This window comes from Xanthomonas sp. NCPPB 1062, from assembly GCF_041481705.2.
Classification (GTDB): domain Bacteria; phylum Pseudomonadota; class Gammaproteobacteria; order Xanthomonadales; family Xanthomonadaceae; genus Xanthomonas; species Xanthomonas euvesicatoria.
The window spans coordinates 1,846,511-1,871,170 of sequence record NZ_CM192987.1; the positions used below are offsets into that span (position 1 = coordinate 1,846,511).

A 24,660-nucleotide genomic window follows, 5' to 3' on the forward strand; every position below is an offset into this window, starting at 1 on the left:
CCGGAAAGACCATGCCTGTTTGCGAGTCAGGAGCCGGACGACGCGCCGCGACATCGCGAGCGTTGCCGTCCGTCAAGCGCCGCAGCGCTGAGCAAATCCTCAACGCTGCGCGGTGAACTCCACCGGCACCTGCACGCTGCTCACCACCGCATGGCCGTCGCGCGTGGCGGGCTCGAAGCGCCACCGACGCAAGCTCTCCATCACCGCTGCATCCAGCCGCGGGTCGTCACTTCCGCTCCGGTCGACGATGGTGACATCGCTCACCCGGCCCTGCACATCCAGCTGCAAACGTGCGGTGCGGCTGCCCTGGATGCCGGCACGCGCCACGGCGGCCGGGTAGCTCGGCATGGCATTGCCCGGCAGCGGCTTGGCTTCCACGCTGCTGACCGCTGGGCGAGCAGGCTGGTGCGCCACCATCGTCATCGCACGCGGGCCATCGGTCGTCGGCAGGATCTGCCGACTCGCTGCCGGCAGCGGCCGCGTATCGGTCGCCAGTGACTCGTCGCTGTGGCGTGCCCACCACCAGCTGGGTACCACGATGAGCAACGCCACCAGCGTTGCCCACATCCAGGGCGAAGCGCCGTCGCTCGCTGCATTCTGCTGCCGCTCCATCGAGCGCCTGCCGTGCTGCGGCAGCGACGACGGGTGAGCGGATGAAGGATTTGAAGTGACGGACATGGCCGACCTCCTGGCGCATCTGAGGATGACGAGACCAGTCTGGTTGGCGCTACCTGAGGGGCAGCTAAGGCGGACGGCGAATGAAGCGCTCGAGCTTGCTGAAAGTTCAGCTTAGTCAAGCTGACATTGCGGCCCGGTTAAAACTGCATGCTGTTTGTGGCTGCGTGGCGTCAGCCAAGGCCTGCCACCTCGCACCCGGACGCCGGCAAGGCAGTGACAAGCAACACGCGCGAAGGGTTAGCTGTACTTACTGCGCAGGCTTGAACTCGAACGGGATGTCCATGCTGCCGGCCACCGGCTGGCCATTGCGCTGCGCCGGGTGGAAGCGCCAGTGCCGCACCGCTTCCATGGCCGCACGGTCCAGGTCGCGCGAGGCGCTGCGCTGCACCAGGGTCACGCCACCGGGATTGCCGGCGGCATCCACGTCGACCCGCACCACCACATCGCCAGCATCGCCGCGACGCAGCGCAGCCGACGGATAGCGTGGCGGCGGCATTTGGCCCTGGATCGGTACCGGGCGATCGCCGCCGGCGACCGGTGCGTTGACCGGCGCGGCGCTGCCAGCGGCACCTGGCGCGCCGGGTGCCGCATTTTCCGGCAGCGGCGTCGGCGCGGGCGGGGCGGGGGGCGCGGTGTCCACCAGGGTGGGGGTTTCGGCCGGCGGTTTGGCCTGCGGCATGTCGCTTGCGCCGTCCTGGGCCGGCAACGGTGCCGGCAGCGGCGCAATGGTGTCGTCGGTCTGCGTGCCTGTGGTCGGCTGCGCTGGCGAGGCCTTGTAGAAGTCGTCCTTGCGGCCGGTGGCCCAGACCAACAAGAACAACAGCAGGCCGGCAGCGAAGGCGATGCCGGCGATTTTCAGCGTGTGGCGGGGCAGACGCAGAACGATGTGGCGATCGGACGCAGGACGGGGCGCGGGCATAGGGCTCACCTGAAGAATCGTCGCAATTCTGGCATAGCCGTAGTGAATCGATCGCAGCAGGTGCCGGAACAGGCGATAATCTCGCGCTATTCCACTGACGCACCTATTCCGATGCTAGATCCGGCCCTGCTTCGCCAACACCCCGCCGACCTTGCCGAGCGCCTGCGCAGCACGCGCAGTTTCGCCCTGGACACTGCGGAACTGGAGTCGCTGGAGAGCGAGCGCAAGCGTATCCAGGTGCGCACGCAGGAACTGCAGAGTCAGCGCAATTCCAAATCCAAGGCGATCGGGCAGGCCAAGGCCAAGGGCGAAGATGTGGCCGCGCTGATGGCCGAAGTGGCCGGGTTCGGCGATGAACTCAAGGCGTCCGAAGAGGCGCTGGATGCGATTCGCGCCAAGCTCGAGGGTATCGCGCTTGGCCTGCCCAACCTGCCGGCCGAGGATGTGCCGCTTGGCAAGGACGAAAGCGAGAACGTGGAGCAATCGCGTTGGGGCACGCCGCGTCAATTCGATTTCGCCGTCAAGGACCATGTGGAACTCGGCGCGCCCCACGGCTGGCTGGATGGCGAAACGGCAGCCAAATTGTCGGGCGCGCGGTTCACCGTGCTGCGTGGTCCGGTCGCGCGTCTGCACCGTGCCTTGGCGCAATTCATGCTGGACCTGCATGTGGGCGAGCACGGTTACGAAGAAACCAACGTGCCGCTGCTGGTCAATGCCGATTCGATGCGCGGCACCGGTCAGCTGCCGAAATTCGAAGACGATTTGTTCCAGACCGAAGTGGGCGAGTCGCGCCGTTACCTGATCCCCACCTCCGAAGTGCCGCTGACCAATATCGTGCGCGATGAGATCATCGACGCCGAGCGTCTGCCACTGCGCATGACCGCGCATTCGATGTGTTTCCGCGCCGAAGCCGGCAGTGGTGGCCGCGATACGCGCGGCATGATCCGCCAGCACCAATTCGAAAAGGTGGAGCTGGTGACCGCCTGCGCGCCGGAAGACAGTGATGCCGAGCATCAGCGCATGACGCGCTGCGCCGAAGTGGTGCTGGAACAACTCGGCCTGCCGTATCGCAAGGTGCTGCTGTGCACCGGCGACATGGGGTTTTCCGCGATCAAGACCTACGATCTTGAGGTATGGCTGCCTTCGCAGAACACCTATCGCGAAATTTCGTCCTGTTCCAATTGCGGCGATTTCCAGGCGCGGCGCATGCAGGCGCGCTGGCGCAACCCGGTCAGCGGCAAGCCGGAGTTGCTGCACACGCTCAACGGATCCGGCACTGCCGTGGGCCGCGCGATGATCGCGGTGATGGAAAATTACCAGAACGCCGATGGCTCGATCGATGTGCCGCAGGTGCTGCGTCCGTACATGGGCGGGCTCGAGCGGATCGGCTGAGTGCAGGTAACAGGAGGACGGCGCTCATCACGACGCGGCGCGGGCGGCGTTCGGTGCGCATATCGCTTCGTGCGCTGCGGTTGCCCGGTTAGATCGACACTTGTCAGACGCGTGCTCGCTACGCTTGGCAGCTTCCACACATGCGAGTGTCGAATGGAGTCTGCGATGTCTGGCGCACATGGTGCGAGGGCGTTTGAGCGCGAGCTTCTTTGCTATTGGAAATCGACACAAGAAAACGGGACCAGCGGTGGTCCCGTTTTTCGCTATGGCAACTCGCAGTCATGACGACCTTTCAACGCGTCAACCCGTCACGCCGCAGGCTTACGCGCTCACAGCAGCCTCTTCTTCCTCACCCAGCCCGGCCAGCGCCGAGGCCAGCGCATCGGCGCGATGCTGCGGCGAATACGCCACGCCCTCTGCGCGCACGAAGCTGATGTCGTCGATGCCCAGGAAGCCCAACACCTGGCGCAGATACGGCTCCTGAAAATCGTTCGTCGGATCGGCATACAGGCCACCACGCGCGCTGGCGATGATGACGCGCTTGCCGCCGGCCAGGCCTTCCGGACCATTGGCGGTGTACTGGAAGGTGCGCCCGGCAACTGCAATGCGATCGATCCAGGCCTTGAGCGTGGAGGGGATGGCGAAGTTGTACATCGGTGCGCCAATCACGATGACATCGGCCTGCAGGAACTGCTGCATCACCGCTTCGGCGGCCGCGGCCTCTGCCGGATCGGTCTGCGCCAGCGTCTGCGCGGTCAGATGCGGAATCGGGTCGCGGTCGAGGTCGCGATACGACACGTCCACCTCGGGATGGCGCCGGCGCTGCTGCTCCACGACGGCGGCGCTGAGCACGCGCGTGACGGAGTTGGCGCCCAGCGCGCTGGAATCGAGGTGAAGCAGTTTCATGACGATGACCTGTGGCAAGCGGCAGCGCCGCGGAGGTGTGCAGCCTAGGTCGTTGCTCTGTTGGAATAAAGGTGGTTAAATATCACGTATCGTTCTATCCATGGATGCCTGCGCCATGCACGACCTGAATGACCTGTATTACTTTGCGATGGTGGTGGATCACGGCGGCTTTGCCGCTGCCGAGCGTGCGCTTGGCATCCCCAAATCGCGCCTGAGCCGGCGCATCAGCCAGCTCGAGACCGACCTGGGTGTGCGCCTGTTGCAGCGCTCCACACGCCGTTTCGCGGTGACCGACGTCGGCACCAGCGTGCACCGGCACGCGCAAACCATGCTTGCCGAAGCCCAGGCCGCGCGCGAGGTGGTGGATCGTCTCAGCGCCGAGCCGCGCGGTCTTGTACGTGTGAGCGTTCCTGTTTCGCTCGCGCAGATCCAGTTGCCCAAGTTGTTGCCGGAATTTTTGGCCAAGTATCCCAAGGTGCGGCTGCAGCTCAATATCAGCAATCGCCGCGTCGATGTCATCAACGAGGGCTACGACATTGCGCTGCGCGTGCGCTCGCGCCTGGACGACGACGGCAGCCTGGTGATGCGCAGCTTCGGACAGGTGCAGGAACTGCTGGTTGCCAGCCCCAAATACCTGGATCGCGCCGGTCGCCCCAAGGACCCCAGCGAGCTGGCCAACCACACCACCATGAGCACCAGCGAAGACGAAGCGCATCAGCGCTGGGAGCTGCACGGCCCGAACGGCGAAATGCGCCGCGTCGATCTGCAGCCACGCCTGGCCGGCTTCGACTTCCCGCTGCTGCAATCGATGGCGCGCGACGGCTTCGGCATCACCATGCTGCCGGAAACCGTGTGCGCCGAAGCGGTGCGCAGCGGCGAGCTGGAAGTGGTGCTGCCGCACTGGTCGCTGCCGCAGGGCATCTGCCATGCCGTGTTCGCCTCGCGTCGCGGCCTGCTGCCGGCGGTGCGGGTGTTCATCGACTTCCTGGCCGAACACCTGCCGCAGGAAATCGAACGCTCGCGCCTGGATTGCGGCGGCAATTGCGCTGAGTTGGCTGAAAAGCTCAAGCGTGCCGCAGGCACGGCGCCGCGCCTGGTGGTGGCCGAGGCGGGCTGAGCGTCCGTGACAAAGCTGGCCAAGGCTGGGTTGGCGGTCGAGGCTGGCCGGCACGTACGTTGGCAGTTCGCTAGCTGCTGCGCAGCCAGTGCGCTGCAGATGTTCGGCAGGTTGCCTGTGTGCTCAGGCATCTTCGCCGACCATGCGGGGTAGTGGCCGAGTACCATCAAGGGAGCGGCACGCTGCGCCAGCTGACGGCGTTGGTGTCATTGAGCAAAACGCGCCCGGGCATGCGAGAATGCGCGCCCGGGAGCGATCCTGGGAGAACGGCCGCACAGATGTTCGTGCGGCCACAGACAGGGCCACCCGCGCAAGGCGGGTTGCCCGCGTGACATCCGGCGCCTTCGGCGGTCACGTGCAGCAGCATCGGAGAGATGGCCGAGCGGTTTAAGGCACCGGTCTTGAAAACCGGCGAAGGGTCAAACCTTCCGTGGGTTCGAATCCCACTCTCTCCGCCAGTTACTTCCAAGGCATTGATTTTTAGTTTAAGAATCTTTTTTTGGTTGGAAGGCAGGAGGAATGCGGAGGAATCACTCGCATGCCGGGCCTGTGCTCGACACGTGGAATCTGATCCTCCGATGCTCGGCTTGGCCATAAGCGGCGCTTTGCTCAGTGAATACGACACAGCATGTCGCTCCAAATGCGCAGATGAGTGTCTATGCCGAGCACTCGTGCAGCGGGTGATGCGTGGATCTGAGATGGTTTGGCGACCTAATCAAGCATTTGACCATTGCAGCCTCACATTCCGTGAGGCTTATACTTTTTGCGGATAGGCAGCCCATGCTCCTGCCTGATTGAGTTTTCGCTCGGTTGCCCGGTCTTTTGATATTCGTATTTTCCGACGCCGACGGCCCTGAGTTCCTCTTTCCCGGCTTCGGATTTTTCGTCGTAGCGATGTCCACCCTTGTAGGCTCTCGACGTGCCTGCCAATAGATGCTGAGCATGGATGAGCTCGTGCGCAAGAACGACAAACGACTCCTCGGGATTCGATCCAAGACGAAGAGGGGAGCCGTTTGCGTTCAGTTCGATATGACTCTGCGGGCTCCATTCTATGATGGCGTTGCATCCCTTTCCTTTTCTTGCTCGTTCCTTGGCGAGCGCTAAGTTATCGGCGAAAGTCCTCGGCTTATATTTTTCAGCCTCGCTCGCACTGAGGGCAGCTCTGGTATTGGGCTGCGCTTCAGCGCCTATCTCCGCTATGGTCACTTTTCGATTCTTGCGAGCGCTAATAGCACTCAGGCCTTGAAGCAGGGCGCTGCCCGAGGTGCCGGCCGCAATCTTTTCAAGCGCTGACTCAACCTGATTCTTGTATGGCTCTTCTCGAGCGCTTGTCTGAGTGGAAATATAGATTCCTGGAAAGTTTGTTTGACCGATTGGCATGTCGAGTATGTGTCGTTAAAGTTTTTATGGGACTGCCACTCGAATGGTAATTGTGAGAAGGCAAACACACTGCCGGTATGTGAAATCCTGTCATCAATGGCGAATGGATGATCCAATTCGGACTCCGTGAGTTAATTCGCGGCGGTCTACAGCTCACAAGCTTTGTAGGGCATGCATGGTGCGGTCTCCACCAGCGCTGGGTCGCTTGAAGGGAATCCTGGCTCCGCTGTCCCGACCGCGAGGCTAGCCTCCTTCTCGGCGCTCGCGCTCTGTTGCGGCCCTTCGCTGTTCGCCGCTTGCGCGGTGCTCGCTCCCGGGTGCGGTAGGGGTTGGCGCTCCGCCTACCGGTTTCCACGAGGCGCACAACGCGCTGGTGGAGAAGAATCGATGAAGCGCACCCAAGACCGCACGGCCCAAGACCAACTCCAGATGGACGAGGAGGGTATCTTGTTCGCAGCAGCCACCATCTTGGAGCAGCGCCTCCAAAGGTTGGGCAAAATCCACAGCCCCGACCAAGCCGGCAGCTACCTGGTCGCCCGCTGCGCACATTTGAGCCAAGAAGTTTTCGGGGTCGTCTTCCTGGACAACCGGCACCACAGCATTTCTATCGAGCACTTGTTCACCGGCATTTTCGACGGCTGCGAAGTCCATCCCCGAGTCATTGCCAAGCGCGCGCCGGAGCTCAACGCGGTCGCCCTCATCTTGTTCCGACGTGCCATCGCCGCCTGATCGCGGATCTGTTGCTGCACCGGCATTGGCAGGTGCTGCACATTCTTGGCGAGACCGCGGTGCAGCCGCATCAGTTGAATGCCGATGCGCGCCCGGTTGGGCGCGATCTGATCTATCCGCCGCGACAGGTTGGTCTGTTTTCTGCCGAGTAGGCGCTTGCGGTAGGTCGAGCCCCAGACGATCGCCGCGACCGTCGCTTGTGCGTCGAATGCTATCTCGCGGACTCACAGCACCGTTGCGTTGACCTTGAAGACTTCCACTGCGCGGGTGAGTTGCGCGGAGTGCTGTTCCAACGCATGCGCGGCGGTGCTGGCGGCTTCGACCAGGCGCACATTGTGTTGGGTGGTCTCGTCCATCTGCGCGATGGTGTGATTGACCTGTTCGATACCGCCGGCTTGTTCCTGCGAGGCGGCGGAAATATGGGCCATAATGTCGGTGACGTGCTGGACGCTGGTGACGATTTCGCCCATGGTGGTGCCGGCCTTGTGCACGAGTGTGGAGCCGTCGGCGACGCGTTGTACGGAATCGTCGATGAGCCGCTTGATTTCTTTTGCCGCATCCGAGGAGCGATGCGAGAGCGTGCGCACTTCCGATGCAACAACAGCGAAGCCGCGGCCCTGTTCGCCGGCGCGTGCGGCCTCTACCGCGGCATTGAGGGCCAGGATATTGGTCTGGAAGGCGATGCCGTCGATGACCGAGATGATGTCGGCGATGCGTCTGGACGAGGCTTCGATGCCGGACATCTGTTCGATCACCTGGCCGACCACGTCGCGGCCTTCCGAGGCGATGGCGGCGGCGCCGCGTGCGAGCTGGTTGGCGCGGGTGGCATGTTCGGCATTCTGCTTGACGGTGGAGGTCAGCTCTTCCATCGATGCAGCGGTTTCTTCGAGGCTGGCGGCCTGTTGTTCGCTGCGCTGCGCCAGCTGCTGATTGCCGCTGGCGATATCTTCTGCGGCGAAGCTGATGCTGTTGGAGGTTGTCTGGATGCGGGTGACGATGTCGGTGAGGCGGTGCACGGTGCTGTTGGCATCGTCACGCATGGAGGCGAACACGCCGTGGAAGTTGCCGGACATGCGCACGGTGAGGTCGCCATCGGCGATCGCGCGCAGCAGCCCGGAGAAGCTGGCCAGGTTGGTATCGGAGGTGGCCATCATGGTGTTGAGGTTTTCCACCATCAGGCGAAAATCGTGCTCGAACGTTTCCGCCTTGCCGCGGAGTGCAAAGTCGCCTGCGCAGGCGGCCTGGGTCAGTTCCTGGATCTGCGCGTTGATGGCCTGCAGGTTGCGCTTGACCTGCTGCATGGTGGCGGTGATGGCGGATTTTTCCCCCGGATATTGCTCGATGTCCTGGGTGAGATCGCCAATGGCGTAGCTGCCCATGACCTGGGTCATGCGCAATTGGGTCTGCACGTGGGCGTGCACCAGTGCGTTGGTGTCTTGCACCATGTCGCCATATTCGCCGGGAAAACCCTGTGGGTCGGTGCGGTAGCTGATTTCGCCGGCGTCGTGGCGCGCAGCCATGCTGCGTTGCGCCCAGATCACCTCCTGCAGGCGCCGCTGCATCTGCTGCATGGCGCGCAGCAGTTGCCCGGATTCGTCGTTGCTGGTTGCTGCGTCCTGGCTGCGCAGATCGCCGTCGTTGATGCGCTGGGCCAAGCGCAGCGACTGGCGCAGCGGCAGCACCACACTGCGCGTGAGCAGGAACGCGATGGCGGCGCCCAACAGCAGGGCGACGACGGTGGACATCACCATCAGCATCGCAAAGCCGCGCGCGGTGGCAACGGCCTGCCTGGCGGCTTGGCGGTTCTTGGCTTCCTGCAGGTCGATGAAGGCGTTGATGCTGGCCAGCCAGGCAATGAAGGCCGGGCGCGCTTGCTGCAGCAGGTGCTGTTCTGCCTGCGCCTTGTCGGCCGCATCGCGGAACGCGCGCACTTGCGCGATCAGCGGCAGGGTGCGCTGCTCGATGGATTTGATCTGCTGGAGAATGTCTTTCTCTTTTGCATCGGTCGAGCTGGCGATCATGTCGTCCAGCGGTTGCGCAGCGCGTGCGTAGTCGGCAGCGAGCTTGTCGATCGATTGTTCGGCGGCGTGGCGGTCTGCGGGGTCGTCCATGAGTACGACGTCGCGCAGAGCGATCGCGCGGTCGTGGACGCTGCCACGAAAATTGATCGCGTAGCGTTGCTTGACGCTGTTGACCTCATTGATGGCGGTGAGTTGCTGGTCGATGCTGCGAACGCGTTGGATGCCCACCACGGTCAAGATCACCATCAAGACGATGATCGCGAGAAAGCCCAGGGCCAGGCGCTGTCCAATGCGCAGATTCGGGAAGAAATGCATAGGGGTTCGATCGGTGTTCCGACTGGCGGAAGAGCGGGGGAGTCCCGGCAACGGCAGGGAGACGAATACGCACGCGACAGCGCAAGAGCCAGCGCAACGGCCGCCGCTCAAGTGGTGTCTCGACGTGTTCGTTAGCGACCTCTAGCAGTGGAACTGAAGACGTAGCGTCTGCCGGTTCAGGTGCTGGTGGGGCTGCCCAATGCGCCGGGACACTCGTCGTTCCTGCCTGCAACGCTGCCGCCGGCGGCTTACCGGCGCCTGCAACGGCGCTTAGGGATAACGCGAGAGATCCGGCGCCTTGATCGCCGGCGTCATCCACTTTGCAGCGAGGTTCTGCACGCTTGGCTGGCTGGCGAGTTTGAGTGCGCCATGCAGCAGGTGGATGCCGAGCCGGCTATGCGGGTTCATCAGGCGTGGGCCGATCTTCGGCACGCCCTGGGCCTGCTCGACCATCGGGCGCATGGCCGTGGCGTAGGCAGCGAAGGCCGCGTCCAGCGTGGCGGCCTGGGCGATTTCGTTGGCCAGCACATACGCGCCGGTCACTGCCAGGGTGGCGCCGATCCCGGCCAGTGGCGTCGCGCACCAGGCCGCATCGCCGGTAAGCACGGTGCGACCGCTATGCCAACGCTGCATGCGCACCTGGCGCAGGGCATCGAAGTAGAAGTCGTCGGTGCCATGCATGCCATCGAGCACGCGCGCCGCCTGCCAGCCGGCGTCGGCAAAGCGCTCGTGCAGGTAGGCCTTCTGGACGTCGATGCTCCAGTCTTGTTCGCCTTCGGGCGGTTTCTGCAGCGAGAGCATGGCGCGCGTGGTGCCGTGCCGGTCGGGTCGCAACGAGATGCTGCGCCCGCCGGTGGTGTGGTACCAGCGCCACAGCGGGTCGTCGTCGGCGCTGCGCGGGATGGTGAAGTAGGCGATGGTCAGATCCATCCAGCGCGGATCGTTTTCTCCCGGGAAGACCTGTTCGCGCGTCGAAGAGCCCACGCCTTCGGCGACGATCACCGCGTCGAAGCGTTCGCTGCAACCGCTTTCTAAGGTGACGGTAGCGGCATCGCTGCCGGCAGCGTCTTCGATGCTGGCGATGCGGTCGCCGAAGCGGTACGTCACATGGCCGCGCGCGGCATCGTAGAGCAGGCGGGCCAGATCGCCGCGCAAGATCTCCAGTTCGGCGGTCGGGCCATCGCCATCGATGTCTTCGGTCTTGAAGGTGGCGACGGCCTGGCCGTGCGCGTCGATCCAGGCGGTGCCTTTTTCGCCGGTTCCCTGGGCCAGCGCGGCCTGTTCCAGGCCCATGCGTTGCAGCACCTCACGGCCGACACCACGTACGTCGATGTTCTGGCCGCCATCGCGAAACCGGGTGGCGCGTTCCACCACGGTCACATCGAAGCCGCGATGGGCGAGTGTCCAGGCGGCAGTGTTGCCGGCGATGCTGGCGCCGGTGATGAGGATACGACGCGGCATTGCTGTCATCCTGGCAGGAAATATCAGGTGTGATATTACACGTCCTGGCCGTGACGCTCCATGTTCGCGATCAGCCGGTGCATCAACGCGACGGTCTGCTGCACCTCGTCAGCGGAAAAGCCTTCCAGCGCCACTGCGTTCATATCCAGCAGCGCACGCCCACCGAGTTCGGCCATCTTGCGCCCGCGCGCGGTGAGCGCCACCAGCGCGGCACGGCGATCCTGCGGGGTCGGGGTGCGCTTGATGAGCTTCAGTCCCTCCAGCTTGTCCAGCAGTGCCACCATGGCCGGCTGCTTCACGGCCGATGCGATGACCAGGTCACGCTGCAGCATCGGGCCTTTCCAGGACAGCAGCATGATCGGGCCGATCAGCGCCAGCGACACGCCGTGCGGCCGCAGCTCGGCGTCCACCAGGCGGTTGAAGACCCGCGCTGCATGGTTGGCCAGATACCCCGGCGCGACCGCAGCTTGCGGATGGATGAGTTCATTCTGATCAAGCATCTGTAAGACCGTGCGTTGCCCTGTGGCTATCGGGCAATGGTACGTCTCCTGCAGTGCGGCATGGCGCTCGTTGCCGCGTGCCACCGCGTGCACGCCCGGTGGCTGGCTGCCGGGGCGATATCGCGTTGCTGCGCGGCCCGAAGACGGCACGGCCCCATGTGCGCGGGCCGACGGCTGTACCGGCCGTGGCGCAGGCTGCGCGCTGCCGCAAACGCAGGAGCGCAAGCTGCCTGGTTCAGCCATCGCTTGCGGGCGTGGCTGGACGCCACCAGCCGTAGGCCAGATGATGGGCGCGAGCGCGCGGCTCGGTCTTGCCGACGCGTCATGCGCCTGCGGCGACCTGGTCTTTTCAACGGTTGGACATGATGTACGGATGGATGATGGAGAAGCGCGCAGCAGGCGACCTCGCGGTCGTGCGCGGTGCGTGCTGGAGCGGCGACCTGCGTGTGGACGCAATGCAGGTACGCCCTCTATGAATGCGGGATTTCCGCACGGCAACAGCGTCATGGCGCAGGCGGTGCGCAGCCACGACTGGGCGGCGAGCCCGCTGGGACCCGCCGCTCAGTGGCCATCGCCGTTGCGCAATGCGGTCGATCTGATGCTGGGTTCGCCCGAAAGCATGTATGTGGTGTGGGGCGATGCGCTGACCTTTTTCTACAACGACGCCTACACGCCGATTCTGGGGCCGCGCCAGGCGCAGGCGCTGGGCGCGCCGCTGCGCGTGTTGTGGGCCGATGCCTGGGAGGCGGTGCGCGAGCCGATCGAAGCGGCGTTCGCAGGGCAGGCATCGCGCTTTGAGGAAGTGCCGATCGGCATGAACCGCTACGGCGTGCCGGAGCAGACCTGGTGGACGTTCTCGTTCTCGCCGATCTATCTGGACGATGGCCGGGTGGGCGGCGCATTCTGCGTCACCAATGAAGTCACCGCGCGCAAGCTGGCGCAGGCGCGGCTGGCCGACGAACACGAGCGCCTGATCCGCTTGTTCGAGCAGGCGCCGATGTTCATGGCGTTCCTGAGCGGGCCGCAGCACCGGGTGGAGTTCGCCAACCCGTGTTATTCGCGCCTGATCGGCCACCGCGATGTGATCGGGCGGCCGTTGGCCGAGGCGCTGCCGGATGCGGTGGAACAGGGACATGTGCGTCGCCTGGACGAGGTGTACCGGTCCGGGCGCGCGTTTTCGGCCAATGCGCTGCCGTACAACGTGCAGGCGGTGCCCGGTGGTCCCACCGAGCGACGCTTGCTGGATCTGGTCTATCAGCCGATCGCAGGCGCCGATGGCACCATCTCCGGCATCTTCGTGCAGGGCCTGGATATCACCGACCGCATCAGCCTGGAGCGCGCGGTGCGCGAGGCCGAAGTGCGCAACCGGCAGATCCTGGACAGCGTGATGGACTACGCCATCATCGCCACCGATATGCACGGGCGGGTGACGTCGTGGAACGAGGGTGCGCGGCGCATTCTGGGCTGGAGCGAGGCCGAGATGCTCGGGCAAACGCTGCAGCGCACCTTTACGCCGGAAGACGTCGAGCAGCGGCAGATGCTGATCGAGGCCGCTGCCGCGCTGGAAAGCGGCAGCGGCATGGACGAGCGCTGGCACGTGCGCAAATCCGGCGAGCGGTTCTGGGCCAATGGCTCGCTGATGGTGTTGCGCGAAGAAACCGGCGAGGCGATCGGGTTCGTCAAGGTGTTGCGCGACCGCACCGCCGAGCGGCTGGCCAGCGAAGCGCTGCAAAAGAGCGAGCGGCGCCTGGACGCACTGGTACGCGCGTCATCGCAATCGATTTTTTCCGCCAGTGCCCACTGGCGCGAATTGCGCCAATTGGTCGGCGACGGTGTGCTGAGCGATGCGGTGTCGGCCACGCCCGACTGGCAGGCGATGGTGCACCCGGACGACCGCGCGCGATTGGCGCAAGCGCTTGCGCAGGCGACTGCCACCAAGTCTGGTGTGGATGTGGAATACCGGGTGCTCGGCGCGGATGGGCAGGTGGGCTGGACCTTGATGCGCGCGATTCCGTTGCTGGATGAGCGCGAACAGATCGCCGAATGGTTCGGCACCTCTGCCGACATCACCGACAAACGCGTGGCCGAAGAGCAGCTGCGGCAACTGACCGAGACGCTGGAAGAGCGCGTGCGCGAACGCAGCGCGGCGTTGTTGCTTGCCGAAGAGAAGCTGCGTCAGAGCCAGAAGATGGAAGCGGTGGGGCAGCTGACCGGCGGGCTGGCGCACGACTTCAACAATCTGCTCACTGCCATCAGTGTCGGCCTGGAGTTGCTGCAGACGCGCATCGAACAGGGCAAGTACGACCGGCTGGAGCGCTATGTGGAAATGGCGCAATCCAGCGCGGCGCGCGCCACTGCCTTGACCCAGCGGTTGCTGGCGTTTTCGCGCCGGCAGACGCTGGCGCCCACCGCGCTGGATGTGGAGGAGCTGGTGCGTGGCATGCACGACATCATTGCGCGCACGCTGGGGCCGTCGATCGCGCTGCAGCTGCGTCCGGCAGACCAAGCGTGGCAGGTGCTGGTGGACGCGCCGCAGCTGGAAAACGCGCTGCTCAATCTCTGCATCAACGCGCGCGATGCCATGCCCGATGGTGGGCAGCTCACCATCAGCCTGCACAACCGCGCGCTGGATGCCGCTGCCGCCCAGCAGCTGGAGCTGCCGCCTGGCGATTACGTGTGCCTGAGTGTGCAGGACACCGGTACCGGCATGACGGCCGAGGTCATGGCCAAGGTGTTCGAACCGTTTTTCACCACCAAGCCCATCGGCCAGGGCACCGGGTTGGGCCTGTCGATGATCTATGGGTTCACTCGACAGTCCGGCGGGCATGTGCGCATCGATTCGGAAGTGGGCGTGGGCACCACCATGGCCTTGTACCTGCCGCGCTTCACCGGCGTGCTGGCGCAAGACGACGTGGCACCTGCTGATGCGCCGCTGCAGCGCAATGCTGCGCACAGTCGCACCGTGTTGCTGGTGGAGGACGAAACCGCGATTCGTGTCTTGATCTCCGAAGTACTCACCGAAGCCGGCTACCGCGTGATCGAAACCGCCGAGGGCAGTGCGGCGGTGGAGCGCTTGCGCTCGCAAGAGCACATCGATGTGCTGGTGACCGACGTCGGCCTGACCGGCGGCCTCAATGGGCGACAGGTTGCCGACGCCGGGCGGCAATCGCGTCCTGCACTGCCGGTGCTGTTCGTCACCGGCTATGCGGCCAGCGCCGCGGTGGGCGCGGGCCAGCTCGACGATGGCATGGAAGTGTTGACCAAACCATTCCAGGCCATCGAGCTGGAGCGGCGGGTGGCGCAGTTGCTGGAGCGTCGCGCGCGCTAATCAGGTGCCGGTGCTGCTGCGAGCCGCTCGTTGCACCGGCATCGATCGCCTGAGACATGCGTATCGCAGCGAACGTGGCGCAAAGACGCAGCGGGCTTGCGCGGTTGGGCCTGCCTAGAGCGCCGTCTGTACGATGCCCAGCAGATCGCGCAAGGAAAATGGCTTGGTCAAAAGACGCATGCCGGTATCCAGAAAGTCGGCACGTTTGGCGATTTCGCCTGCGTAGCCAGTCATGAAGACGATGGGCATTGCGGGGTAGAGCATGCGCGCCTGATCGGCAAGGTCGCGCCCGTTCATGCCGGGCAGGCAGATGTCCGACAGCAGCAGATCGAACGGGCATGCCCTGGTCAGTTGCGTCAGCGCGTGTTCGGCGTCGGCAGACGCCACCACGTGGTAGCCCTCGTCGCCAAGAATGTCTGCAGCCATCTCGCGGATTGCATCGTCGTCTTCGACCAACAGGATGCGTGCGTTGGGTAATGCGTGAGCCACTGCGGTCCTCGAGCGATCGCAATGCTGCGATGCTTCGAGATGCACATTAGGCGCGCCTGCGTGACGGCGGCGTGCGATGCTGCAACACGATGCGTTCACCGCTGTTGCCAACGCCATGCGTCACCAGTCGGATGATCGAAAAACAGCGCAATTCTGCTGATCTGCGATACCTGCAGCAGCGATGCCGTGAATCGCGTCAAGCAAAGCAAGCTGATCAGTTCAGTCGCGCCCACCGGCCAATAACGCGCACGTGTTAAATTCAGCTCTATGAAGAACGTGACGCCGATGATCGCAAACCGCATCACCACTGGCAGCACCGGGCTCGACACTATCTTACGAGGTGGGCTGCCCGCCAACCGTTTGTACCTGCTTGAAGGCCAGCCTGGTGCGGGCAAAACGACCCTTGCACTGCAGTTCCTGCTGGATGCTGCGGCCAAGGGCGAGAGTTGCCTGTATGTGACCTTGTCGGAAACCATTGACGAGCTCACCGAAGTGGCTGCTTCGCACCATTGGTCGTTGGAGTCCCTGCATATTTTTGAACTGGCATCCGCCGAGGCGTTCCTGGGCGAACGGCGGCAGCAATCCATCCTGCATCCGTGGGAGATGGAGCTGGATGGCACCATCAAGCTCATCCAGGCCGAAGTGGATCGGGTCAAACCGACGCGGGTGGTGTTCGATTCGTTGTCCGAGTTGCGCCTGCTCGCGCAGGATTCGCTGCGCTATCGGCGCCAGGTGCTGGCGCTCAAGCAGTATTTCGCGCCGCGCAACATCACGGTGTTTCTGGTGGACGATCTGACCGGCGAGCACGGCGAGCGGGATGCGCATCTGCACAGCCTGTGCCATGGGGTGATTTCGCTGGAGCGCATGACGCTGGAGTTCGGTGCGGCGCGGCGCCGCATGCAGGTGCAGAAACTACGTGGTGTGGATTTCATCGCCGGCTATCACGATCTGGCCATCGTCACCGGCGGCATGCGCATCTATCCGCGTTTAATCGCCTCCGACCACCACCTGCCATTTGTCGGCGAACCGGTACCAAGCGGAGTGGAACGCATCGATGCATTGCTGCATGGCGGCCCGTTGCGCGGGACCAGCACGCTGCTGACCGGGCCAGCCGGCTCGGGCAAGACCAACCTGGCCCTGCAGTTCGTGGTTGCCGCGTGCGAGCGCGGCGAGCATTGCTGCGTGTTGGAGTTCGACGAGCGCACCGGCACCTTGTTGAAGCGTGCCGAAGGCCTGGGCATGGATCTGCGCAAATATATCGACGCCGGTCTGCTGGAGTTGCACCAGATGGATCCGGCCGACGTCACGCCAGGCGAATTCGCCTGGACGGTGCGTGGCAGCGTGGAAGAGCGCGCCTGCCGCATTCTGGTGATCGACAGCCTCAACGGGTATCTGGCGTCGATGCCGCAGGAAAAGCAGCTGATGTTGCAGATGCACGAGCTGTTGTCGTATCTCAACCAGAGCGGGGTGACCACGTTCCTGATCAACCCGCAGCAGGGGCTGGTCGGCAGCATGGCGACCAGTAGCACCCTCAATGTCTCCTACATGGCCGACACCGTTGTCCTGCTGCGCTTTTTCGAGGCGAAAGGACGCATCCGCAAGGCGTTGTCGGTGATCAAGAATCGCAGTGGCGCGCACGAAGATGCGATTCGCGAATTGCGCATCGGCAGCAGCGGTCTGCAACTGAGCGAGCCGCTGGAGAAATTCCACGGCGTGTTGACCGGTACGCCGCAGTTTGTCGGAGACGACGGCCCGTTGCTGGATCGTCCCCTTGACTATCTGTGACGCGGACGGCTCCATCGTTCACATCATCGCGCCGTTCGGCCGCGATGCGCAGAGCATTGCCGGCATCGTTGGCGAACGCGGGCTGACACGCCGGGTCCATGCCACGCTGGACGCGCTGGCAGGCGACCTGCACGATGGTTCCGGCGTGGTGGTACTGACCGAAGAAGCGATTCGCGGCGACCTGCACGCGCTGTCGCACATCCTGCAAGGCCAGCAGGCCTGGTCGGACATTCCGTTCGTGCTGTTGCGCACGCCACGTGGTGCGCACAACCGCCGGCAGGTGCGGCTGCCGGCCGACATGACCAACGTCATCGAGTTGGAGCGGCCGCTGAGCTCGGCTTCGTTGCTGAGCGCCATCTCCACTGCGTTGCGCGCACGGCAGAAGCAGTTCGTCATCCGCGACCAGCTGGCGCAGTTGGCCGAAAGCCGCGCCGCGCTGGCGCAGAGCGAGGCCGAACTGCGACGGGTCACCGATGCGCTGCCGGTGCTGATCGCCTTCATCGACAAGAACCTGATCTACCGCTTTGCCAATCGTTCGTACGAAGACTGGATTGGTGTGCCGCCTGCCGATGTGATCGGGAGGCCGCTGGTGGATGTGGTGGGGCCTGCGGTGGTCGAACAGCGCCGCGCCTGGATCGAGGCCGCATTGGCCGGGCAGACATTGACCATCGAGACCAGTTGGCCGCATGCCGATGGCCGGCGCCGCGATGCGGAAATCCGCTACATGCCGCGCTTTGATGCAGATGGCAAGGTGGATGGATTTCATGTGTTCGCCACCGATGTGACCACGCGTGCGCTGGCGCTGGAATCGATCCAGCAACAGGCCAACCTGCTGGAAGCCAAGGTGGCCGAACGGACCGCCGAGTTGCAGCAGCAGATGCTGGCGCGCGAATCCAGCGAAGCGGCACTGCGCCAGGCGCAGAAAATGGAAGCAGTGGGCCAGCTCACCGGCGGCATCGCACACGATTTTAACAACATGCTCACCGGCATCCTGTCTGCGCTGGATCTGGCGCGGCTGCGCATCGACCAGGGGCGTACCGAAGGGCTGGGTCGCTTTCTGGATGTGGCCTCTGCCTCGGCATTGCGTGCAGCTGCGCTCACCCAGCGCCTGCTGGCATTCTCGCGGCGTCAGTCGCTACAGGCGCGGGATCTGCAGTTGAACGATCTGGTGGTGTCGCTGCAGGAGTTGCTGGCGCGCACGTTGGGCGAATCGGTGCGCCTGGAGATCGATCTCTGTGCGGAACTGCCGCAGGCGTACGTTGACGAGAATCAGCTGGAAAGCGCACTGATCAACCTGGCCATCAACGCGCGCGATGCCATGCCCGACGGTGGGCAGCTGCGTATCGCAACCCGGCAGCTGCAGGTGGAAGATCAGCCGCTGGAACTCGGGCGTGGCATCGCCTTGGCGCCGGGGAATTACGTGGTGGTGTCGGTTGCAGACACCGGAACCGGCATGCCCGCCGACGTGCTTGAACGCGTGTTCGAGCCGTTCTACACCACCAAGCCGATCGGCCAGGGCACCGGCCTGGGCATGTCGATGATCTACGGCTTCATGCAGCAGTCCAACGGGCAGGTGTGGGTGGAGTCGCAGCCGGGCGCGGGCACCACGGTCAGCCTGTATCTGCCCGCCGGGGTTGCGACGCAAACTGCAGTGCCGCAGACGCAGAGCGATGCGGTGCTGGCAGGGCAGGGCCAGCATGTGCTGGTGGTGGAAGACGACGAGCAGGTGCGGCTGCTGGTCACCGAACTGCTCAGCGAGCTGGGTTACCAGGCCGACGTGGTGGCCGACGCGGACGCGGCACTGCCGATTCTTGCCTCGCCACGGCGGATCGACCTGCTGGTCACCGATGTCGGCCTGCCGGGCCTCAACGGACGCCAGTTGGCCGAGATCGCGCGGCAGTCGCGGCGCGATCTGCCGGTGATCTTCATGACCGGCTACGCAGAAACGGCACGCGACCGTGGCGAATTTCTCGGCGAAGGCATGAGCATGATCGCCAAGCCATTCACGCTGGGCGAGTTCAGTGGAAAGCTGCACGATGTGCTGGGGCCTTCTGCCTGAGTGCAGCTAACGCGATGTAGCGAGCCGGTTGAACGTGGATGATGCAGTGGAGCGGCGTGTACGCGTGCTCGCTTTCGCTCTTGCGTGGCGATCTGTCTGCCTCGCGATTGCCGGCCTTTTCGGTAGATGCGCTCCAGCTGGCACGCTGGCGCGCGAGGCTGCAATGCGGTGACGGCGATTTGCCGCAACTGCACGGCACGATACGTCGCGCTTGATTGCGCGATGCGCTGAGGCGGAGTGTTTGCGCCAGGTGCCGCGTCTCGCGCGTGAACCGGCTGCTTGGCATTGCGCACGCGCTGTGCAATTGCGCTGCAGTGCAGCCATCGCAATCAAGCCGCATCGCGCAGGATGCGTTGCTCAGCGCGTCCCACGCGCGGATTGCCGCGCGCTGGCCATCGATTCGGCCACCGCGATCTTGTCTGCCACCGCCTTCTGCATCGGCGATCCGGTTTCCAGCAAACCGTGCAGATGCCGCCAGTGCGCAGTGGCGGCGGCGAAGTCCTGCTGCTGAAAATCGCTGATGCCTAGCAACCAGAGTCCACGCTGGTTGTCCGGCTCGCGTGCGATCACCTGCTGCAGGCGTGTGCGCGATGCGGCGTCGATGGCGAAATCGGCGTGCGTGGCCATATCCGCCGCCACCCAGCCCACAATGGCGGCGCTGATGTCGGGAGCTATCTTGAGCACTTGTGCATACGCCTCGCGCGCCTCGGCGGGTCGGTCGTTCTGCTCGAATGTCTTGGCCTGCTGCATGAAGCGATCCAGCGCCTGCGCCTGCGCATCGGCAGGGGTGCTTGCCGCTTGCGCCTGCCCTGCATCCGCAGAGGGTGGCAGCGAGGCGACTTGCGCTGGCTGCGCTGCATACACCTGCGTGACGATCGCCTCCGGCGCGCCCACCAGCCGGTACAACCCGGCCGTGGCCAGCGGCAGGCCCAGTCCCAGCAGAATTGCCAAGCGGTAACGCGCACGACCGCTGCCGGTGGGGCGGCGCAGCAGCGGTACCAGCAACAGCAGCAAGGCCAGCGCCACCAGCACGGCGCTTGCGATATAAAAACCCGCCATCACCATTGGTCCTCCACTTGCGGCGCCACCGGCGTGCCGGCGCGCGCACGGGTGCGCACGGTGTGGATGACCACGCCGGCACCTGCCAGCAACATCAGCGCCGGCCCGAACCACAGCAGCCAGGTGCCGCGTGTGACCGGCGGGTCGTACAGCACGAAATCCGAATAGCGATCGACCATGTACTGCTTGATCTGCGCATCGCTCTTGCCGGCCTGCAGTTGCGCGAACACCTGATGCCGCAAATCGCGCGCCAGGCTCGCGTTGGAATCGGCCAGGTTTTCGTTCTGACATACCAGGCAGCGCAGTTGCGCGGTCAAGCGCTGGTAGCGCGCCTCCTCGCTGCGGTTCTTGAACGGCAGCGGATCCACGGCCTGCGCTGCCAACGAGGGCGCCAGCAGCATGCCAAGCAGCAACACCAGCAACAAACGCACACGGCGGCCTTGCGCGCGCCAATGCCAGCGCCAATACCAGCGTCGTGTGTGACGCGCCGCCATCACGGCGTGCCCTTGGGCAGCGCGGCGATGGCAGGAAGCAACTCGTCGTTGATGGCATCCGGGGTCAGCACGCCGATGTGCTTGTAGCGGATCACGCCCTGCGCATCGATCAGGAACGTCTCCGGTGCGCCGTAGACACCGAAGTCGATGGCGGTCTGGCCGGCTTCATCGGCGATCACCACTGCATACGGGTTGCCGAGTCGCGCGAGCCAGGCGATGGCGTCGGCAGGCACGTCCTTGTAGTTGTAGCCGATCAGCGGCACGCCAAGCCGGCTGGCCTGGGCCATCAACACCGGGTGTTCGTGCACGCATTCGGCGCACCAGCTGCCGAACACATTCAACACGTAGGGTTTGCCCAGCAACTGGTCACGACCGACGCGTTGCGCGGGGTGGTCCAGCCGCGGCAACGAGAACGCCGGCGCCGGTTTGCCGATCAACGGCGACGGTACGTCGCGCGGATTGTGCTGCATGGTCCGCAGGATGCCGACGCCGAACAGCGCCGCCAGCAATACGAAGCCCAGCAAGGGCAGCAGACGATTCACGGGTGCGATTCCTGTGCGATGACGAGCGTTGGTTGCGCCGGAGAAGCGGCCAAGGGGTGTGCAGTCACCGGCGCACGAAAGCGACGTGCGCAGGCGCTGACGAAGCCGCCGAGCATCATCAGCAGGCCGCCGGCCCAGATCCAGCGAATGAAGGGCTTGTAGTACAGGCGCAGCGTCCAGTCGTTTTCGATGTGCTCATCGTCCAAGGGCTCGCCCAGCGCCACATACAGGTCGCGGGTGATGCCGGGATCGATGGCCGATTCGGTCTGGATCCGCTCGCTGCTGTACAGGCGTTTTTGCGGATGCAGTTGCGCGACCACCTGGCCGTCGCGGCTGACCTGCACGCTGCCTTGTTCGGCCTTCCAGTTCGGCCCATCCACCAACTGCACGCCATCGAAGCGGAAGCTGTAGCCGGCGATCTGCGCGCTCTGGCCGGGCGACAGCCGTACATCGCGTTCCACCGACAGGCTTTCGGAGACCAGCACGCCGGCAACGAACACCGCCACGCCCGCATGCGCGATCAGCATGCCGGCCATTTCCGCCGGGAAGCGCCGCCCGCGCGGCATGTCGCGCCAGCGTTTGACCACGTACAGCGCGGTGCCCGCAGCCACCCATGCGGCCACACCCATGCCGGCGATCGCCTTGGCCTGGCCATCGGCAAACACACTGCCGACCAGGGCGCAGGCGATCGCGGCGATGCCTGCGCGTGTGCCGAGTGCTTTCAACGGTGCGGCTTCGGCCTTGCCCCAGCGCAGGTAGGGGCCGAACGGCAGCAACAGCACCACCGGCAACATCAACAACGGAAACAGCAGGCCGAAGTAGGGCGGCCCGACCGAGACCTTGCCCAGCGCAAACGCGTCGGCGATCAGCGGGAACAAGGTGCCCAGCAACACCATGGCCGCGGCCACGGTGAGCAGCAGGTTGCCGATGAGAATGCCGGTTTCGCGCGAGGCGGCGGCAAAGGGTTTGCCGCTGGCGATCTTGGGCGCGCGCAGTGCATACAACAACAACGAGCCGCCGACGACGGCAACCAGAAAAATGAGGATGTACAGGCCACGGCGCGGATCGGCCGCAAACGCGTGCACCGAGGTCAGCACGCCCGAGCGCACCAGGAAGGTGCCCAGCAACGAGAGCGAAAACGCCAGGATCGACAGCAGGATGGTCCACGCGCGCAGGCTGCCGCGTTTTTCGGTGACCGCCTGGGAGTGGATCAACGCAGTGCCGACCAGCCAGGGCATGAAACTTGCGTTTTCCACCGGGTCCCAGAACCACCAGCCGCCCCAGCCCAGTTCCGCATAGGCCCACCAGCTGCCGGCGACGATGCCGGCGGTGAGGCAGGCCCAGGCCACATTGGTCCACGGCCGTGCCCAGCGCACCCAGGCCTGTTCCAGTTCGCCGCCGAGCAATGCCGCCACTGCGAATGCGAAGGCCACCGAAAACCCGACATAGCCGGTGTACAGCACCGGCGGGTGGAAGGTCATGCCGGGGTCCTGCAACACCGGATTGAGTTCGTTGCCATCCAGCGGAATCGGCGACAGCCGCCCGAACGGATTGGAGGTCAGCAGGATGAAGGCCAGAAAGCCCACCGAAATCAGCCCCAAGATCGCCAGCACGCGGGCGGCGAAGTGCTGCGGCAGGTGCCGGCTGAAGGCGGCAAGCAGCACCGTCCAGGTGCCGAGGATGGCGATCCACAACAGCAACGAGCCTTCGTGCGCGCCCCACACCGCCGCAACGCGGTAGTACCAGGGCAGGGCAATGTTGGCGTTGGCGGCGACGTAGCCCACCGAAAAATCCAGCGACAACAACGACCAGGCGAGCAGGCCGAACGCCATCCACACGAACACCGCCTGGCCCACCGCCGCAGGCCGCGCGACACCCATCAACGCGGTGTTGCCGCGCCACGCACCGATCAAGGGCAGTACACCCTGGGCGAGCGATAACAGCAGTGCCAGGATCAGTGCGATCTGGCCAAGTTCAGGCGTCATGGGCGGATCGCAAGGCGAAACGGAAGGGAAGTCATGAGGTGCGTGGCAGCGACCGAAAGCGCATCAACGCGGCGCGGTCAGCGGCGTGGCGGTGGCGGGGAGTGGTTTTCCGGCATGGCCTTCGGCCATGGCGTCCTTCAGCTCTTTCGGCATGTAGGTCTCGTCGTGCTTGGCCAGCACTTCGTTGGCGACGAAGTGCCCGCCCTGCATGCGCCCGTTGGCGATGACCGACTGGTTGTCGCGAAACAGATCCGGAAGAATGCCGGTGTACTCCACCTGGGTGGCCGCGTTTTTATCGATGACGGTGAAGCTGACTTTCAGCGAATCACCGGCACGCTGGATCGAACCGGCCTTGACCATGCCACCGAGCCGGAATTGCTGGTAACCGGCGGCTTCCCCCGCGCTGACCTGGCTTGGCGTGAACAGGTAGCTCATGTTCCGCTGCAAAGCGAACACGATGAGCGTGACGGCCAACGCGGCGGCGGTGAGTACACCGATCACCCACCACAGACGTTGTCTACGCGTGGCGTTCATGGCGCGTCGCGCTCCAGTGCCGGTGCCGGTTGATCGCGTGCACGACGCGGCACCTGCCGCTGCAACTGGCCGCGCAGTTCACGCGGCAAGCGGCGGCGACGCAGCCAGGGCGCTGCAAGATCGGCCAGCAGCACCAGCACGAATACTGCATAAGCGGTCCACACGTATTGGCCGTAGCCGCCCATCGCCAGAAAGGCGCTCATGCGCTGCGCTCCGTCAACACGATGCGGCGGACCCAGTCCTTGCCGCTTTCAAGCGCCAGCAAGTCCACCCGCACGCGGCCGAACAGGCTCGCAACGTAATAGCACTTGGTTGCCAGCATCATGGTCAGCAGCGGCCACAGCATGTCTGCGCTCATCTTGGAGGGGCCGAGCAGGCGCACGGTGGAACCCTGGTGCAGCGTGTTCCACCACACCACCGAGTAATGCACGATGGGCAGATTCACCAGACCCACCAGTGCGAGCAAGCCGGCCGCGCGCATCGCCTGGCGGCGGTCTTCCACGGCGTAATACAGGCCCAGCACGCCCAGGTACAAAAACAGCAGCAGCAACTCGGAGGTGAGCCGCGCATCCCAGGTCCACCAGGTGCCCCACATCGGCTTGCCCCACAGCGCGCCGGTGCACAGGGTGATGAAGGTGAAGGCTGCGCCGATCGGCGCCGAGGCCATGGCGACCACTTCGGCCAGCTTGATGCGCCACACCAGCGCAATGAACGCCGAAACGCCCATTGCCGCGTAGATGAAAAGACTCATCCAGGCGCTGGGCACATGGATGAAGATGATGCGGTAGGCATCGTGCTGCTGGTAATCCGGCGGTGCCAGTACCAGGCCGCCGTAGACTGCGACCGCGCCGAGCAGCGCGGCCAGCCCCAGCGCCCACAGGCGCACGCTGCCGGCGACACGATAGAACGTCGGTGGCGAGCTGAGTCGATGCAGCCACAAGGGAATCCACTTGGCCATGCCGGTGCC

The 24,660-nt window shown here is 64.6% G+C and carries 20 protein-coding genes, 1 tRNA gene and 2 pseudogenes; 7 read left to right on the forward strand and 16 right to left on the reverse strand.

The genetic code is table 11. The features are described from left to right. Positions 1-99: 99 nt before the first annotated feature. Positions 100-567 (reverse strand): energy transducer TonB, encoded by a 468-nt coding sequence (locus ACCQ16_RS08115; RefSeq protein WP_122273563.1) that lies wholly within the window; start codon positions 565-567, stop codon positions 100-102. A 358-nt stretch (positions 568-925) separates the two neighbouring features. Then, positions 926-1,597 carry an energy transducer TonB gene (locus tag ACCQ16_RS08120; protein WP_372380250.1) on the reverse strand — a complete coding sequence of 224 codons (672 nt, stop codon included), beginning with the start codon at positions 1,595-1,597 and terminating at the stop codon, positions 926-928. Positions 1,598-1,708: 111 nt separating this feature from the next. On the opposite strand from ACCQ16_RS08120, the gene serS reads away from it, so the two are divergent. Further along, the gene (gene serS, locus ACCQ16_RS08125) at positions 1,709-2,989 is read left to right on the forward strand and encodes a serine--tRNA ligase (protein WP_209261498.1); all 1,281 of its coding nucleotides are present in this window, start codon (positions 1,709-1,711) and stop codon (positions 2,987-2,989) included. Between the two features lie 321 nt (positions 2,990-3,310). On the opposite strand, the gene ACCQ16_RS08130 is transcribed toward serS, so the two are convergent. Continuing rightward, entirely contained in the window at positions 3,311-3,895 is a 585-nt protein-coding gene (locus ACCQ16_RS08130) for an FMN-dependent NADH-azoreductase (RefSeq protein WP_011347050.1), read from the reverse strand. Positions 3,896-3,995: 100 nt separating this feature from the next. On the opposite strand from ACCQ16_RS08130, the gene ACCQ16_RS08135 reads away from it, so the two are divergent. Continuing rightward, a complete protein-coding gene (locus tag ACCQ16_RS08135) occupies positions 3,996-5,012 on the forward strand; it encodes a LysR family transcriptional regulator (RefSeq protein WP_136733801.1) in 1,017 nt (338 codons plus the stop codon). Between the two features lie 368 nt (positions 5,013-5,380). Beyond that, positions 5,381-5,470: transfer RNA gene (locus ACCQ16_RS08140), tRNA-Ser, on the forward strand. A 280-nt stretch (positions 5,471-5,750) separates the two neighbouring features. On the opposite strand, the gene xopG is transcribed toward ACCQ16_RS08140, so the two are convergent. After that, on the reverse strand, positions 5,751-6,392 hold the full coding sequence (xopG, locus tag ACCQ16_RS08145; RefSeq protein ID WP_277572906.1) for a XopG/HopH/AvrPtoH family type III secretion system effector: 642 nt from the start codon (positions 6,390-6,392) through the stop codon (positions 5,751-5,753). A 387-nt stretch (positions 6,393-6,779) separates the two neighbouring features. Here xopG and ACCQ16_RS08150 point away from each other — a divergent pair. Further along, a pseudogene (locus tag ACCQ16_RS08150) lies at positions 6,780-7,100 on the forward strand (JAB domain-containing protein); the annotation flags it as partial. Between the two features lie 245 nt (positions 7,101-7,345). On the opposite strand, the gene ACCQ16_RS08155 reads toward ACCQ16_RS08150, so the two are convergent. From ACCQ16_RS08155 to ACCQ16_RS08170, 4 genes and pseudogenes are all read right to left on the reverse strand, one after another. Continuing rightward, a complete protein-coding gene (locus ACCQ16_RS08155) occupies positions 7,346-9,457 on the reverse strand; it encodes a methyl-accepting chemotaxis protein (protein WP_277572907.1) in 2,112 nt (703 codons plus the stop codon). 270 nt (positions 9,458-9,727) lie between these two features. Then, on the reverse strand, positions 9,728-10,918 hold the full coding sequence (locus ACCQ16_RS08160; protein WP_277572908.1) for an FAD-dependent monooxygenase: 1,191 nt from the start codon (positions 10,916-10,918) through the stop codon (positions 9,728-9,730). Positions 10,919-10,953: 35 nt separating this feature from the next. Further along, entirely contained in the window at positions 10,954-11,418 is a 465-nt protein-coding gene (locus tag ACCQ16_RS08165; RefSeq protein ID WP_065627621.1) for a MarR family winged helix-turn-helix transcriptional regulator, read from the reverse strand. A 42-nt stretch (positions 11,419-11,460) separates the two neighbouring features. Then, a pseudogene (locus ACCQ16_RS08170) lies at positions 11,461-11,629 on the reverse strand (MarR family transcriptional regulator); the annotation flags it as partial. A 261-nt stretch (positions 11,630-11,890) separates the two neighbouring features. Between ACCQ16_RS08170 and ACCQ16_RS08175 the strand changes: the two are divergent. Beyond that, on the forward strand, positions 11,891-14,746 hold the full coding sequence (locus ACCQ16_RS08175; RefSeq protein ID WP_277572909.1) for a hybrid sensor histidine kinase/response regulator: 2,856 nt from the start codon (positions 11,891-11,893) through the stop codon (positions 14,744-14,746). 114 nt (positions 14,747-14,860) lie between these two features. Here the strand turns inward: ACCQ16_RS08175 and ACCQ16_RS08180 are convergent, their stop codons facing one another. Further along, positions 14,861-15,205, reverse strand: coding sequence for a response regulator (locus tag ACCQ16_RS08180; RefSeq protein WP_031422223.1), 345 nt, complete (start codon positions 15,203-15,205; stop codon positions 14,861-14,863). 297 nt (positions 15,206-15,502) lie between these two features. Between ACCQ16_RS08180 and ACCQ16_RS08185 the strand changes: the two genes are divergently transcribed. Together ACCQ16_RS08185 and ACCQ16_RS08190 are read left to right on the forward strand one after the other, a co-directional pair. After that, positions 15,503-17,020, forward strand: a complete 1,518-nt coding sequence (locus ACCQ16_RS08185) for an ATPase domain-containing protein (protein ID WP_277572910.1) — start codon at positions 15,503-15,505, stop codon at positions 17,018-17,020. Continuing rightward, on the forward strand, positions 17,007-19,079 hold the full coding sequence (locus tag ACCQ16_RS08190) for an ATP-binding protein (RefSeq protein WP_277572911.1): 2,073 nt from the start codon (positions 17,007-17,009) through the stop codon (positions 19,077-19,079). The genes ACCQ16_RS08185 and ACCQ16_RS08190 overlap by 14 nt, the downstream gene beginning before the upstream one ends. Positions 19,080-19,436: 357 nt before the next feature. Here the strand turns inward: ACCQ16_RS08190 and ACCQ16_RS08195 are convergent, their stop codons facing one another. The 7 genes from ACCQ16_RS08195 to ccmC all read right to left on the reverse strand — a co-directional run bounded on the left by ACCQ16_RS08195 (position 19,437) and on the right by ccmC (position 24,651). Further along, positions 19,437-20,144: a tetratricopeptide repeat protein gene (locus ACCQ16_RS08195; protein ID WP_218539600.1), complete on the reverse strand. Its 708-nt coding sequence runs from the start codon at positions 20,142-20,144 to the stop codon at positions 19,437-19,439. Next, positions 20,138-20,635 carry a cytochrome c-type biogenesis protein gene (locus ACCQ16_RS08200; RefSeq protein ID WP_372380251.1) on the reverse strand — a complete coding sequence of 166 codons (498 nt, stop codon included), beginning with the start codon at positions 20,633-20,635 and terminating at the stop codon, positions 20,138-20,140. Before ACCQ16_RS08200 ends, ACCQ16_RS08195 begins: the two co-directional genes overlap by 7 nt. Beyond that, positions 20,632-21,174 (reverse strand): DsbE family thiol:disulfide interchange protein, encoded by a 543-nt coding sequence (locus ACCQ16_RS08205; protein WP_008574944.1) that lies wholly within the window; start codon positions 21,172-21,174, stop codon positions 20,632-20,634. Before ACCQ16_RS08205 ends, ACCQ16_RS08200 begins: the two co-directional genes overlap by 4 nt. Further along, positions 21,171-23,159 carry a heme lyase CcmF/NrfE family subunit gene (locus ACCQ16_RS08210; protein WP_277572912.1) on the reverse strand — a complete coding sequence of 663 codons (1,989 nt, stop codon included), beginning with the start codon at positions 23,157-23,159 and terminating at the stop codon, positions 21,171-21,173. The genes ACCQ16_RS08205 and ACCQ16_RS08210 overlap by 4 nt, the downstream gene beginning before the upstream one ends. Positions 23,160-23,222: 63 nt before the next feature. Continuing rightward, complete coding sequence (gene ccmE, locus ACCQ16_RS08215; protein WP_277572913.1) at positions 23,223-23,693, reverse strand: cytochrome c maturation protein CcmE; 471 nt, start codon at positions 23,691-23,693, stop codon at positions 23,223-23,225. Then, positions 23,690-23,896: a heme exporter protein CcmD gene (gene ccmD / locus ACCQ16_RS08220; protein WP_008574947.1), complete on the reverse strand. Its 207-nt coding sequence runs from the start codon at positions 23,894-23,896 to the stop codon at positions 23,690-23,692. The genes ccmE and ccmD overlap by 4 nt, the downstream gene beginning before the upstream one ends. Then, positions 23,893-24,651, reverse strand: a complete 759-nt coding sequence (gene ccmC, locus ACCQ16_RS08225) for a heme ABC transporter permease CcmC (protein WP_372380253.1) — start codon at positions 24,649-24,651, stop codon at positions 23,893-23,895. The genes ccmD and ccmC overlap by 4 nt, the downstream gene beginning before the upstream one ends. Between the last annotated feature and the right edge of the window lie 9 nt (positions 24,652-24,660).

What these genes read in the sequence shown, in the direction of transcription:
- ACCQ16_RS08115 (WP_122273563.1), bottom strand. Translation starts at nt 567, where the DNA reads ATGTGGGCAACGCTGGTGGCGTTGCTCATCGTGGTACCCAGCTGGTGG.
- ACCQ16_RS08120 (WP_372380250.1), bottom strand. Translation starts at nt 1,597, where the DNA reads ATGCCCGCGCCCCGTCCTGCGTCCGATCGCCACATCGTTCTGCGTCTG.
- serS (WP_209261498.1), top strand. Translation starts at nt 1,709, where the DNA reads ATGCTAGATCCGGCCCTGCTTCGCCAACACCCCGCCGACCTTGCCGAG.
- ACCQ16_RS08130 (WP_011347050.1), bottom strand. Translation starts at nt 3,895, where the DNA reads ATGAAACTGCTTCACCTCGATTCCAGCGCGCTGGGCGCCAACTCCGTC.
- ACCQ16_RS08135 (WP_136733801.1), top strand. Translation starts at nt 3,996, where the DNA reads ATGGATGCCTGCGCCATGCACGACCTGAATGACCTGTATTACTTTGCG.
- xopG (WP_277572906.1), bottom strand. Translation starts at nt 6,392, where the DNA reads ATGCCAATCGGTCAAACAAACTTTCCAGGAATCTATATTTCCACTCAG.
- ACCQ16_RS08155 (WP_277572907.1), bottom strand. Translation starts at nt 9,457, where the DNA reads ATGCATTTCTTCCCGAATCTGCGCATTGGACAGCGCCTGGCCCTGGGC.
- ACCQ16_RS08160 (WP_277572908.1), bottom strand. Translation starts at nt 10,918, where the DNA reads ATGCCGCGTCGTATCCTCATCACCGGCGCCAGCATCGCCGGCAACACT.
- ACCQ16_RS08165 (WP_065627621.1), bottom strand. Translation starts at nt 11,418, where the DNA reads ATGCTTGATCAGAATGAACTCATCCATCCGCAAGCTGCGGTCGCGCCG.
- ACCQ16_RS08175 (WP_277572909.1), top strand. Translation starts at nt 11,891, where the DNA reads ATGAATGCGGGATTTCCGCACGGCAACAGCGTCATGGCGCAGGCGGTG.
- ACCQ16_RS08185 (WP_277572910.1), top strand. Translation starts at nt 15,503, where the DNA reads ATGAAGAACGTGACGCCGATGATCGCAAACCGCATCACCACTGGCAGC.
- ACCQ16_RS08195 (WP_218539600.1), bottom strand. Translation starts at nt 20,144, where the DNA reads ATGGTGATGGCGGGTTTTTATATCGCAAGCGCCGTGCTGGTGGCGCTG.
- ACCQ16_RS08210 (WP_277572912.1), bottom strand. Translation starts at nt 23,159, where the DNA reads ATGACGCCTGAACTTGGCCAGATCGCACTGATCCTGGCACTGCTGTTA.
- ccmE (WP_277572913.1), bottom strand. Translation starts at nt 23,693, where the DNA reads ATGAACGCCACGCGTAGACAACGTCTGTGGTGGGTGATCGGTGTACTC.
- ccmD (WP_008574947.1), bottom strand. Translation starts at nt 23,896, where the DNA reads ATGAGCGCCTTTCTGGCGATGGGCGGCTACGGCCAATACGTGTGGACC.
- ccmC (WP_372380253.1), bottom strand. Translation starts at nt 24,651, where the DNA reads ATGGCCAAGTGGATTCCCTTGTGGCTGCATCGACTCAGCTCGCCACCG.